This window comes from Actinomyces oris (assembly GCF_001937665.1).
GTDB classification, from domain to species: Bacteria; Actinomycetota; Actinomycetes; order Actinomycetales; family Actinomycetaceae; genus Actinomyces; species Actinomyces stomatis.
The window spans coordinates 1-13,352 of record NZ_MSKL01000008.1; the positions used below are offsets into that span (position 1 = coordinate 1).

The 13,352-nt window shown below is 69.4% G+C and carries 6 protein-coding genes and 1 riboswitch; all 6 genes read left to right on the top strand.

Translation table 11 applies throughout. The features are described 5' to 3' along the window. Nucleotides 1-7,187: type I polyketide synthase (locus BKH28_RS03560; RefSeq protein ID WP_075417519.1), on the top strand; the 7,187-nt coding region annotated here is incomplete at its 5' end. Between the two features lie 137 nt (nucleotides 7,188-7,324). Then, nucleotides 7,325-7,831 (top strand): holo-ACP synthase AcpS, encoded by a 507-nt coding sequence (gene acpS, locus BKH28_RS03565; protein ID WP_075417520.1) that lies wholly within the window; start codon nucleotides 7,325-7,327, stop codon nucleotides 7,829-7,831. A 266-nt stretch (nucleotides 7,832-8,097) separates the two neighbouring features. Beyond that, nucleotides 8,098-9,591: a sodium/proline symporter PutP gene (gene putP, locus BKH28_RS03570; protein WP_075417521.1), complete on the top strand. Its 1,494-nt coding sequence runs from the start codon at nucleotides 8,098-8,100 to the stop codon at nucleotides 9,589-9,591. A gap of 31 nt (nucleotides 9,592-9,622) precedes the next feature. Next, nucleotides 9,623-10,768, top strand: coding sequence for a glycerate kinase (locus BKH28_RS03575; RefSeq protein WP_075417522.1), 1,146 nt, complete (start codon nucleotides 9,623-9,625; stop codon nucleotides 10,766-10,768). 83 nt (nucleotides 10,769-10,851) lie between these two features. Continuing rightward, nucleotides 10,852-11,002: riboswitch (FMN riboswitch) on the top strand. Between the two features lie 133 nt (nucleotides 11,003-11,135). Further along, the gene (locus BKH28_RS03580; RefSeq protein WP_075417523.1) at nucleotides 11,136-12,131 is read left to right on the top strand and encodes an ABC transporter permease; all 996 of its coding nucleotides are present in this window, start codon (nucleotides 11,136-11,138) and stop codon (nucleotides 12,129-12,131) included. A gap of 52 nt (nucleotides 12,132-12,183) precedes the next feature. Further along, complete coding sequence (locus BKH28_RS03585; RefSeq protein ID WP_075417524.1) at nucleotides 12,184-13,230, top strand: ABC transporter substrate-binding protein; 1,047 nt, start codon at nucleotides 12,184-12,186, stop codon at nucleotides 13,228-13,230. Nucleotides 13,231-13,352 lie beyond the last annotated feature (122 nt).

Consider the following 13,352-nt stretch of genomic DNA (forward strand, 5'->3'; position numbering starts at 1 on the left):
CCCGCGCCGACTGGGCCGACGAGGGCTGGTACGACCGCTTCATCGACCTGCTGCACCGCATCGAGGCCCGTCTGAGCCAGGCTGACCACGGCGAGATCCCCACGCTCTTCGCCGACTACGACGCCGTCATCGACTCCGACGCCGCCCTGGCCGCCCTGGCCGAGCGCTACCCGTCGGCCGCCTCCACCCTCGTGGAGCCCGTCGACGCCGCCTGGTTCGTCGACCTGTGCCGCAAGCACCCCAAGCCCGTGCCCTTCGTGCCCGTGGTCGACGCCGACATCCTGCGCTGGTGGGGAACCGACTCCCTGTGGCAGTCCCAGGACCCGCGCTACACCGCTGACCAGGTGCGCATCATCCCCGGTCCCGTCGCCGTGGCCGGCATCACCACCATCAACGAGCCGGTCGGCGAGCTGCTGGGCCGCTTCGAGACCGCCGCCGTCGAGGCCCTTCAGGAGTCCGGCACGGACGAGCAGGAGGCCGCCGGCCGTCTGGGCGCCGCCCCCGCCGTGGCCGACGGTGTCCTGGCGGCCCCCGTGGCCGATGCCAAGGAACTCGTCCAGGTGGCCCCCCACGTCCTGTGGAACGGCCACCTGACGGTTAATCCCGCCACCGTCCTGGCCGACGACGCCTACAACGTCGTCGCCCGCCCGGACGTCGCCGAGGACGCCTACGACCTCGACATCCGCCTCGACACCCACTGGGACGACACTCCCGGCGGAGACAAGATCCACGCCGTGCGCCGCCTCGTGGTGCCGCTGCGACTGGCCCGCGCCTGGGACGGCGCCGCCCCACTGGTCGACCCCGAGCGCATCAGCGAGACGATGAACGACCTGCTGCGCGCCACCGCCGGCGTGGGTGCCGTGTCCATCACGGGCGACGAGGTCGACCACCTGCCTGAGGTCCGTGCGGCACGGCCCGGTGCCACGGACGTCCTGGGGCGTCCCACCACCCAGCCCTTCGGCACCATCCACGGCTCCTTCACTCTGGCGAGCACCCTGGGCCACGACCACGCCTCAGTGACGGCCGATGCCCTGCCTGCGGACCTGTCTGCCGCTCCCTTCGTGCCCGACGCCCTGCTCGGCCCCTGCTGGCCGGTGGTCTACGCCGCCCTGGGCAGCGTCGTCGAGGACGGCATGCCGCTCATCGAGGGCCTGCTCGGCGCCGTCCACCTGGACCACACCATCGACCTGCACCTCACCCTCCACCAGCTGCAGGAGGCCGCGGCCACGACCAGCCCCGCGATCAACGTCACCGGCTGGGTCGCGGCGCTGGAGGAGTCCAGTGCCGGTCGCGTCGTCGACGTGCGCCTGGAGCTGACCGACGCCGGCGACGGCACCATCGTGGCACTCATGCGCGAGCGCTTCGCCATCCGCGGTCGCGCCTCCGGCAACGCCGTGCCCAGCGCCCCTGAGCTGGCCGGCGGCACCGGCCGCGAGACGGCCCCGGCCGCACGTCGCATCCTGCGCCGAACCACCGTTACCGCGCCTGCGGACATGACGGCCTTCGCCCGGGTCACCGGTGACTTCAACCCGATCCACACCTCCTACAACGCCGCTCACGTGGCCGGTATGGAGGCCCCTCTCGTTCACGGCATGTGGCTGTCGGCCACCGCCCAGCAGGTGGCGGCCTCCACCGCGGCCGACGGCTCGCGCCACGTCCTGGCCGGATGGACCTACGTCATGACCGGTCCGGTGGAGCTGAGCGACGACGTCGAGATCACCGTGGAGCGCACCGGCCTGGTGGTCGGCGGCGGCTACGTCCTGGAGGTCGTCTGCCGCATCAACGGCGAGGTCGTCTCCCGCGGCACCGCCGTGACGACGCCCGAGCCCACCGCCTACGTCTACCCCGGCCAGGGCATCCAGGCCCCCGGCATGGGTCTGGACGAGATGAACTCCTCCAAGGCCGCGCGGGAGATCTGGGAGCGCGCCGACGCCCACACCCGCGCCGAGCTGGGCTTCTCCGTCATCAACCTGGTGCGCGACAACCCCACCGAGATGACCGCCCGCGGTGTCACCTACCGTCACCCCGAGGGCCTGCTCAACCTCACCCAGTTCACCCAGGTGGCCCTGGCCACCGTGGCCATGGCGACCACTGCGCGCCTGGCCGAGGCCGGTGCCCTCGTGGACGGCGCCGCCTTCGCCGGCCACTCCCTGGGCGAGTACACGGCGCTGAGCGCCTACGGGCGCGTCATGCCCGTGGAGACGACCATCTCGATCGTCTTCCAGCGCGGCTCCACCATGCACTCGCTGGTGCCCCGTGACGCCGACGGTGCATCGAACTACCGTATGGGCGCCCTGCGCCCCAACCAGGCGGGGATCAAGGCCGACGAGGTCGAGGACTACGTGCAGTCGATCTCCCAGGAGACCGGCGAGTTCCTCCAGATCGTCAACCACAACCTGGCCGGCGTCCAGTACGCCGTGGCCGGCACGATCAAGGGCCTGGACGCCCTGGCTGCCGACGCCCGTGCCAAGGCCAAGGCCCGAGGGGGCAAGAACCCCTTCATGTTCGTGCCTGGCATTGATGTGCCCTTCCACTCCGAGGTGCTGCGCCCCGGCGTGCCGGAGTTCCGTGGTCGCCTGCTCGAGCTCGTCCCCGACGACCTGGACGTCGCACGCCTCGTGGGCCACTACGTGCCCAACCTCGTGGCCAGGCCCTTCGCCCTGACACAGGACTTCGCCCGCTCGATCCTCGAGGTCGTGCCCTCCGAGCCCGTCGAGGAGATCCTGGCCGACTGGGACTCCTGGGTGAAGCGCCCCACGGAGCTGGCCCGCATTCTGCTCGTCGAGCTCCTGGCCTGGCAGTTCGCCTCCCCGGTGCGCTGGATCGAGACCCAGGAGGTCCTGCTGTCCTCCCCGAGCGAGGGCGGCCTGGGGATCGAGCACATCGTCGAGGTGGGCCTGGCCAATTCGCCCACCCTGGCGAACCTGGCCACCAACACCCTGCGTCTGCCCCAGCACGCCGGGCGCCACGTCACCGTGCACAACGCTCGTCGCGACGAGGCCCGGGTCCTGGCCACCGACACCGACCCGGCCGTCGAGCTCACCGAGCCGGACTTCGATGCTCCGGCCGCCGAGGAGCCGGCCGCTGAGGCCGCTGCTCCCGCGCAGACCGCCGCGGCCGAGCAGGCCTCTGCTCCTTCGGCTGAGGCCGCGCCCGCTCCGGCTGCTCCGGCCGCCGGCGGACCGGTGGACGATCTCCCCTTCGGTGCGACCGACGCTCTGACGGTGCTCCTGGCCCACGCCTCGCGCATCCGTCCTGAGCAGATCGGCGCCACTGACACCACCGAGACACTCACCAACGGAGTCTCCTCACGTCGTAACCAGCTCCTCATGGACCTGGGCACCGAGCTCGAGCTCGCCTCCATCGATGGCGCCGCTGACGCCGACATGACGGCCCTGGCCGCCACGGTCGCCAAGGGCGCCCCCGGTTACAAGGCCTTCGGTCCCGTCCTCACCGAGGCCATCCGAGTGGGGCTGGGTCGCCTTCTGGGCCCCTCCGGCGTGCGCGCCTCCCGTATCGCCGACCGCGTCACCGGCACCTGGGGCCTGGGGCAGGGGTGGGTCTCCCACGTGACCGCCGCGCTGTTCCTGGGCACCCGGGAGGGCGCCTCGATGCGCGGCGAGGACCTGGCCTCCCTGGGGTCCTCGGCCCCGCTGACCAGCGCGAGCGCCGTGGACGCCCTCATCGACTCTGCCGTCCAGGCCGTCGCCGCAGACCATGGCGTGACCGTCGCCAAGCCGAGTGCCGGCGGCGCCGGGGGCGCCGTGGTCGACTCCGCGGCCCTGGATGCCTTCGCCCAGAGCGTCACCGGCGATGAGGGCGTCCTGGCCACCACGGCCCGCACCCTCCTGGACGCCCTGGGCCTGGCCGAGAAGGCCACTGTCCCGGCTGATGCCGACGATGACGCCTCCCGTGCCAGGGCCGCCATGGCTGCCCTGGACGCCGAGCTCGGCGCCGGATGGGTCAAGTCCGTCACCCCGGCCTTCGCCCCCGAGCGCACCGTCCTCATCGACGACCGCTGGGCCACTGCCCGCGAGGACGTCGCCCGCCTCGGCTCCGGCGAGACCGACCTGGACGCCTTCCGCCGGCTCCTGGCCCCCGAGCGCTTCGTGGGCCTGGGGCAGGCGGTGGCCGATCACGCCACCTGGTGGGCCAAGCAGGTCAAGGCATCCGATCTGGCCGACGGCGCCGAGCGCGCCGCCGTCCTGACCGAGATCGCCCAGGCCGCGCCGAAGGCCCCCCAGGCCGGCGACTCCGCGGTGCGCTGGTCCGAGGACGTCGCCGTCGTCACCGGCGTGGCCCCCGGCTCCATCGCGGCGGCCGTCGTCGGAGAGCTTTTGGCCGGTGGCGCCACCGTGGTGGCCACCAGCTCGCGCCTGACCCACGAGCGCCTCGAGTTCGCCACCACCCTGTACCGCGAGCACGCCGCAGCCGGCGCCAAGCTGTGGATGGTTCCCGCGAACCTGTCCTCCTACCGGGATGTCGACGCCCTGGCCGAGTGGATCGGCAACGACCAGGTGGTCACCTCCGGAGGCTCCACCAAGGTCGTCAAGGAGGCCCTGGTTCCCACCCTCCTGTTCCCCTTCGCCGCACCGCGCGTCTCGGGCACACTGGCTGACGCCGGCCCCACGGCCGAGTCCCAGACCCGCCTGCTGCTGTGGTCGGTGGAGCGCACCATTGCCGCCCTGAGCGCCATCGGCACCGACACCCACGTCGACCACCGCCTGCACGTGGTTCTGCCCGGCTCCCCGAACCGGGGCACCTTCGGCGGTGACGGCGCCTACGGCGAGGTCAAGTCCGCCCTGGACGCGATCGTCAACCGCTGGTCGTCGGAGCGGGCCTGGGCCCAGCGCGTCACTCTGGCCCACCCCCGTATCGGCTGGGTCAAGGGCACCGGCCTCATGGGCGGTAACGACCCGCTTGTCGCCGCCGTCGAGGCAGCCGGGGTGCGCACCTGGACCACGGAGGAGATCGCCTCCGAGCTCACCGACCTGTGCACCACCGCGGTGCGCACCCAGGCGGCCCAGGCCCCGGTGAACGCCGACCTCACCGGGGGACTGGGCGACGACATCGACCTGGTGGCGCTGCGTGAGAACGCCGCTGCACAGGCCGCCGCGCCCACCGAGGAGACCGAGGCCCCAGCCGTCATCAAGGCCCTGCCCACCCCGGTGGTCCCGACTCAGCCCACCGCCCCCCAGTGGGGCGAGGTGAGCGCCGACCTCGACGACCTGGTCGTTATCATCTCCACCGGAGAGGTCTCCACCTGGGGATCGGGCCGTACGCGCCGCGAGGCCGAGCTGGGCATGAGCGGCGGGGAGGACGTCGACCTGACCGCCGCCGGCGTCCTCGAGCTCGCCTGGGGCATGGGGCTGCTCACCTGGCAGGACAGCCCCAAGGCCGGCTGGTACGACGCCGACGGGGAGATGGTCGAGGAGTCCGACATCCTGGACCGCTACCGCGACGAGGTCGTGGCCCGCTGCGGTATCCGCGAGTTTGTCGACGACGGCGTCATCGCGCCGATCGCCGACGAGGAGGTCACCGTCTACCTCGACCGCGACATCACCCTGTCGGTTCCCGATGAGGCCACGGCCCGCACCATTGAGTCCTCCGACCCCGAGCACACGCTCGTGGTTCCCGACGCCGAGACCGGAGAGTGGACCGTCACCCGCCTGGCCGGCTCACTGGCCCGGGTGCCGCGCCGCGCCGCACTGTCCCGCACGGTCGGCGGCCAGTTCCCGCGCGACTTCGACCCGGAGCGCTGGGGCATCCCCGCCTCGATGACCCAGGGCATGGATCCGATCGCCTCTTGGAACCTGGTCACCGCCGTCGACGCCTTCCTGTCGGCCGGCTTCACCCCGGCCGAGCTCCTCAAGGCCGTCCACCCCTCCGACGTGGCCTCCACGCAGGGCACCGGGTTCGGCGGCATGGAGTCGATGCGCAAGATGTTCGTCGGCCGGTTCCTGGGGGAGGAGCGTCCCAGCGACATCCTCCAGGAGGCCCTGCCCAATGTCGTGGCCGCCCACGTCATGCAGTCCTACATCGGCGGCTACGGCGCCATGGTCCAGCCGGTGAGCGCCTGCGCCACCGCGGCGGTCTCCATCGAGGAGGGCTGGGACAAGATCGCCCTGGGCAAGGCCGACGTCGTCGTGGCCGGCGCCATCGACGACATCTCGATCGAGTCCGTCGTCGGCTTCGGCAACATGAACGCCACGGCGGAGGCCGCGGCCATGCGCGCCAAGGGCATCTCCGACCGTCACTTCTCCCGTGCCAACGACCGCCGTCGCGGCGGATTCGTGGAGGCCGAGGGAGGCGGCACGGTGATCCTGGCCCGTGGCTCAGTGGCGGCCCGGATGGGCCTGCCGGTGGCCGGCGTGGTCGGTTTCGTCTCCTCCTACGCCGACGGCGCCCACACCTCGATCCCGGCACCTGGACTGGGCGCCCTGGGCGCCGGCCGCGGCGGGCGCAGCTCGCGCCTGGCCAAGGCCCTGGCGGCCCTGGGTGTGGAGGCCGACGACATCGCGCTGGTCTCCAAGCACGACACCTCCACCGGTGCCAACGACCCCAACGAGTCCGAGCTGCACACGCGTCTGGCGCGCGCACTGGGACGCTCCGAGGGCAACTCGCTGGTGGCGGTCTCGCAGAAGACCATCACCGGTCACGCCAAGGGCGGTGCCGCCGTCTTCCAGGTCGCGGGTCTGACCGAGATTCTCGCCTCCGGCGTGGCTCCCGGTAACGCCTCCCTGGACGTCGTCGACGCCCCACTGGCCAAGGACGCCTTCTGGGTGTGGCCACGCAGGCCCATCCGTCTGGCCGGCCGTGGCGGCAAGGACGGGCGTGTCCCCGGTGCCGGCCCGGTGCGAGCCGGTCTGCTGACCTCGCTGGGCTTCGGACACGTCTCCGGTCTCATCGCGATCGTTCACCCCGGTGCCTTCGAGGCCGCACTGCGTCAGGCCGAGGGGCAGAAGGCGGTTGACGCCTGGCTGGCCTCCGCCAACGCCCGCCTGGCCGCCGGTACCCGACGCCGTCGCGCCGGCATGATCGGCCGGGCCCCGCTGTTCGAGCAGGTCCAGGGTCGGCGCCTGGGGGAGGAGTCCAAGCAGCGCGACCCGCATGAGGTCGAGGCCGCCATGCTGCTCGACCCCGAGGCTCGCCTGGGCTCCGACGGCGCCTACCACGCCGGCGAGTGAGCTCATCACGATAGCAGGCAGGGCCGGTTCTACAGACGATGGATACCGTCTGTAGAACCGGCCCTGTTTGGCTCACATGGAATTATCAAAGGAATTGCGTAATTGATTCGTAAGTTTTACTTCATGAGGATTCCATCATGACGGAGCCGCAGTTTCCGGACGTGCCGAAGACATTCCCCGGTTCAACCGTTCTGACGGTGGGCACAGACCTGGTGCACGTTCCTGGTTTCTCCACCCAGCTCGATCAGCCCGGCACAGTCTTTGCACAACGCGTCTTCACTGCGCGCGAGCTCCGCGAGGCTCAGCGTCGCTCGCAGGAGAGGGGATCGATCCCGGCCCAGCACCTGGCTGCTCGGTGGGCGGCCAAGGAGTCTTTCATCAAGGCCTGGAGCCAGGCACACGTTCTTTGCGCAAAAAGTCGCGGGACGAGTACTTCTCCGGTTATCCTGGCCGAGGACGTCGACTGGCGTGAGATCGAGGTTGTCACCGATCGGTGGGGCCGTCCTTCTTTACGTCTGAGCGGCACCGTTGCCCACGCTGTTGAGCGCAGCCTCGGAGAGGAGGTATTGACCCCAGGGTGTTGGCCGGTTTCCTTGAGCCATGACGGTGACTACGCCATGGCCATCGTCCTTCACGTGCGTTGAGTCGTGCCCACACAGAAGGAACGATGAAGAAACCTCGACCATGATGCTATGAGCGGTCACTGCTGCCCGTCATGTCATGCCACGTACGGATTTCCGAGTCATCCGCGGTGCTTGTCTGTCACTCATGGTCACGCCATCAGGAACATCAACGACGAGCCGCGATATACCGCGTACTGCCGACCTGGATCATTCAAGAGACCCCACGAGTCCTTTCTCCAGTGGCAGCAGCGGTATGTCTCCCCTCTGACTGACGTGAGGACATATTGATGACTGCCACTACCTATCAAGCCATCGCGATGATCATCTATTTCGTGGCGATGCTCGCCATCGGGGGCTGGGCCTATCTACGAACAGACAATTTCGACGACTACATGCTCGCCGACCGCGACCTCAATCCCTGGGTGGCGGCCCTGTCGGCGGGAGCCTCGGACATGTCGGGGTGGCTGTTGATGGGGCTGCCGGGAACCCTGTACGCCAGCGGCCTGGTCGAGGGGTGGATCGCCGTCGGGCTGACGATCGGGGCCCTGGCGAACTGGCTGCTGGTGGCTCCTCGACTGCGTGCTTACACCGAGGTCGCCAACAACTCCATCACGGTCCCCAGCTTCCTGGACAACCGTCTCCACGACACGCACCGGTTGCTGCGGTGCTCCAGTGGTCTCATCATTCTGGTCTACTTCACCTTCTACGTCTCCTCCGGGATGGTCGCCGGTGGCCGTTTCTTCGAGTCGTCCTTCGATATGGACTACCGTCTCGGCATGGTCATCGTCGCCGCGATCACCGTGGTCTACACGCTCATCGGCGGGTTCCTGGCCGTGTCCTACACCGACTTCGTCCAGGGAGTCATGATGGTGACTGCCTTAGTCATGGTGCCCGTCGCAGGGGTCATTCGGCTCGGGGGACTGACCAACCTGACCAAGGCCGTCTCCGAGGTCGACCCTCACTACTGGGCCATCTGGGGCCCGACGTCAACGCTGCTCGGCCTTGTCTCGGCACTGGCCTGGGGCCTGGGGTACTTCGGTCAGCCGCACATCATCGTCCGGTTCATGGCCATCCGCAGTCCCAAGGAGGCTGTGGCCGGCGGCACCATCGGGATCGGCTGGATGCTCTTCGCGGTGCTCGGCGCAGCCGGTACCGCCATTGTCGGCGTGGCCACGTACCAGCATGACAAGAAGCAGCTGGCCGACCCGGAGACCGTCTTCATCACGCTGGGCAAGCTGCTCTTCCACCCATTGGTCGCCGGATTCATGCTGGCAGCCATTCTCGCCGCCATCATGTCGACGATCTCCTCCCAGCTGCTCGTCACCTCCTCAGCGCTCATCGAGGACCTGTACGGCTCTTTCGCCCGAACCCGTACGGATAAAATCAGTGGCAACCGCATGGTGCTCTACTCGCGCATGGCGGTTTTCGCCATCGCCCTGGTCGCGGCAGTCATGGCCTGGAACCCCAGTAAAACAATCCTCGACCTCGTGGCCTTCGCCTGGGCCGGTTTCGGGGCCTCCTTCGGACCGACCATTCTGCTGTCGCTGTACTGGAAGCGCTTGAGCGCCATGGGAGCCTTCGCCGGAATGATCACCGGGGCCGTCGTCGTCATGATCTGGGGAAACGTCTCCGGCGGCCCGGGCGGCATCTTCGACCTCTACGAGATCGTGCCCGGATTCCTGGGCAACCTGGCTGTGGCCTGGGCCGTGTCTCGCACGAGTCAGCCCTCCAAGGAGATCTCCGAGGAGTTCGACGCCGCCGTCACCGCCTCACGCGCGTAGCCGGGCAGGGTAGCTGGACAGTGCTGCAGGCATGAGGATCGTCGTTGCACCCGACTCCTTCAAGGAGTCCATGACCGCCGTGCAGGCCGCTCGGGCCATGGCGGTCGGGGTGCGGGATGCCCTGCCCACGTGCCTGGTCGATCAGGTTCCCGTCTCCGACGGCGGAGAGGGCTTCGCCGAGGCCGTCACCGCCGCCTGGGACGCCTCATGGCAGGAGGTGACCACGGTTGACGCCCTGGGCCGGCCACGGACGGCGGGCTTCGGACGCGACAGCGACCGGGCCGTCATCGACCTGGCGTCCAGTGTCGGACTGGAGCACATCGTTCCGGGAGAACGGGACGTCATGCGCTCCTCGACCATTGGGCTGGGACATGTCATCGCGGCCGCAGTAGACGCCGGTGCCCGCTCACTGCTCATCGGACTGGGCGGGTCGGCCTCCAACGACATGGGCCTGGGGATGCTTGTCGCGCTGGGCGCCCGTTGCCTGGACGAACGGGGAGGCGAGGTGGAGCCGGTACCCGCCGAGTTCTCTCGCATCCGGCGGATCGAGGCCGAGCCGGCTCGCCGTCGCCTTGAGGGTGTGGGCATCACAGTGGCCGGTGACGTGACGAATCCACTCACGGGTCCCCACGGCGCGGCAGTCGTCTTCGGCCCGCAGAAGGGACTGGCCGGGCCTGCGATCACATGGGTCGACGGCGAGATGACGCGCCTGGCCGCAGTCCTCGGCCTGAGTCACTGGACCTGCCGCCCGGGCACCGGGGCGGCAGGTGGCACCGCCTTCGCACTGGCTGCTGTTCTCGGGGCGGAGCTTGCCACCGGCATCGATCATCTGGCTCGCGTCGTCGGGCTACGTGAGCGGCTGGAGGAGGCTGACCTGCTGCTGACGGGGGAGGGGGCCGTCGATGGGCAGTCCCTGGACGGCAAGGCGGTCAGCGGAGTGCTCCGCCTGGCCTGCGAGTGCGGGGTGCCATCCATCGTCTTCGCCGGACGGGTCAGGGTCGATGCCGAGGCTCTGCGGCGTCTGAGTGATCTGGGAGCCCAGGGCATCATCCAGATCTCCGATCCTTCAGAGGCATTGGAGACCTCTCTCAGGAAGGGCCCGGATCATCTGCGCCGGGCGGTTGCGGACACCGTGCGTCACTGTTCTGCTGGTGGTGACCGGCTCGACACACTCTGAATGACGTCCTGTGAGCGCACGCACAGCCATTGAGAAGCTCCAAGTATCGTCATGGGACGATTGCGTTGTATCCTTACCGGCAGCAACGTGCTCCGGGGTCGGTGAAAGTCCGAACCGGCGGTAACAGTCCGCGACCCGCTCGTGCCATGGCAGCGTCAAGCAGCCCGGGGACCAGCGGTTGAGCCGGTGGAACTCCGGCACCGACGGTGAGAGTCCGGATGGGAGGATGCGCGTGGCGCCCGGCGGGGAGACCCGCAGTTCGAGACAACGTACCGATCTCACGGACGGCCGTGGGCTCACCGGATCTTGGACTTGACGAGCGCCCAGCACGTGTGTGCGCCGACCGACGGCGTGCAGGCGGACCCCGGTGCAGCCGGGAGCGCTCGTTCCCGGAAGGACCCGGGAGGACACCGTCGTGTACAGCCCCAGCCCCGTCGGCAAGGCCTCGCGCTTCCACGCTTCCCCCGCCGAGCCGCCCAGTGACGTTCCGGAGCCGTCGACGTCCTCGGCCTCGTCGATGACCTCCCCGTCAGAGTCATTCTCAGAGTCGCTGCCCAGACCTTCGGCTCGTCGTCGGCGCCGCATCCGCGCTGCTGAGCGGAGCGGGCCATTGCCCGCTGTCGTCCTGGGAACGGCACTGCTCATCATCTGGCAGCTCGTCGCCGGATCGGGCGCCGTCCCCGAGATCTTCCTACCCAGCCCCTGGGCGGTCGTCACCCGCCTGTGGCTGAACCTCACTCAGGCCGGGCTGGGGTGGAGAGCCTGGATCACGCTGCGTGAGGCCCTCCTCGGCTGTCTCCTGGCCGCCGTATTCGCTCTGCCCCTGGCCTGGGCCCTGTACCGCTGGCGGCTGTTCTCCCGAACCGTCCTGCCCTATGTCGCTGCGAGTCAGGCGGTTCCCGGCATCGCCGTCGCGCCCCTCATGGTTCTGTGGATCGGTTACGGAGCTCTTCCCATCGTGGTCCTGTGCGCCTTCATGGTCTTCTTCCCCATCACCATCACGGTGCTCCTGGGGCTGCGCAGTCTGGACGCCGACGTCATGGACGCCGCCCGGCTCGACGGCGCTCATGGCCTGAGCATGCTCATCCACATGGAGCTTCCGATGGCCCTGCCGGCCATCTACACCGGGTTGCGTACCGGTTTCACCCTGTCAGTGACCGGTGCGGTCGTCGGCGAGCTCATCATGGGCGGCGAGGGCCTGGGGACCGTGCTCTCCACGCAGCAGAGCCGGGGCGACACCACCGGCGTATTCGCCACCATCACGCTCCTGTGCGTGCTGGCCACATCCATCCACTGGGTGCTCCACGAGCTCGAGCGACGCAGCCGCACTGTGGACGCCCTACGAGGCCGACGCGCCACCTGAGCCCTGCGCGGCGCCCGCTTCCCACCCCTCCGACACAAGGAAACTCCTCATCATGGCTATCTCTCACCACATCGTCTCCCAGTCATTCCTCTCGCGTCGCCGGCTGTTGGCAGGGGGCCTGGCGCTCACCGGCGCCGGAGCACTCGCCGCCTGCTCCTCGGGGACCGCCAGCCGCGCGGCGTCGGCCTCGGCGGCCGGAGGCGCACTGACCATCGGCCTGACCTACACGCCGAACATCCAGTTCGCCCCCTTCTACATGGCTAAGAAGGACGGGACATACGCCGCGAACGTGACGCTGCACCACCACGGGGCGCAGGACGGCCTCTTCGACGCCCTCCAGAGCGGCCAGGAGCAGCTCGTCGTCGCCGGCGCCGACGAGGCGGTGGTGGCCACCTCCAACGGCTCCGACCTCGTCATCGTGGGTGGCTGCTACCAGTCCTACCCGGCCTGCCTCATCGTCCCGGAGAGCTCCTCGATCAAGGCCCCCGCGGACCTCAAGGGCAAGACCGTCGGCACTCCAGGCCGCAAGGGGGAGACCTGGTACGCCCTCCAGCTGGCCATGTCCGCGGCCTCCCTGACCGAGTCCGACCTGACGATCCAGGACATCGGCTACACCCAGCAGGCGGCGCTCGTCGGCGGCAAGGTCGACGCCGTCGTCGGCTTCTCCAACAACGACGCGATCCAGATCCGCCAGGCCGGAACCCCCGTGCGTACCATCCAGGTCGCCGACCGGATCCCCCTCGTGGGCGTCTCGCTGGTGACGACCCGATCCCTGCTGGACTCCCGTCACCAGGACCTCGAGAGCGTCGTCAAGGCCTCGATCAAGGGCATGACCGCCTTCGTCAAGGACCCCGACGCGGCGGTCGAGGCCACCAAGGACCACATGGACGACCTCAAGGTGGATCAGACGCAGGCGAAGCGCGCCCGCGAGGTCGCCGTGGCCACCGGCAAGCTGGTCAGCGGCGACGGCAGCCACCCCATTGGTTCGGTGCGGGTCGACGACGTCGCCGCCATGATCGAGTTCCTCACCTCCCACAAGCTCCTGGGCGACAAGAAGACGCCCAAGGCCGCTGAGGTGTGCGTTCCCCTGGGGCAGTAAGTACACGGGTGTCAGGGGCGCGCCGTCGTCTCAGGAGTCAATCAAACGGCTCGTCAGCTGGGGACGGCCACAGGCATCGCGCTGTGCACCGCCCTTTTCACCGCCTTCGGCGCTTACGCCCC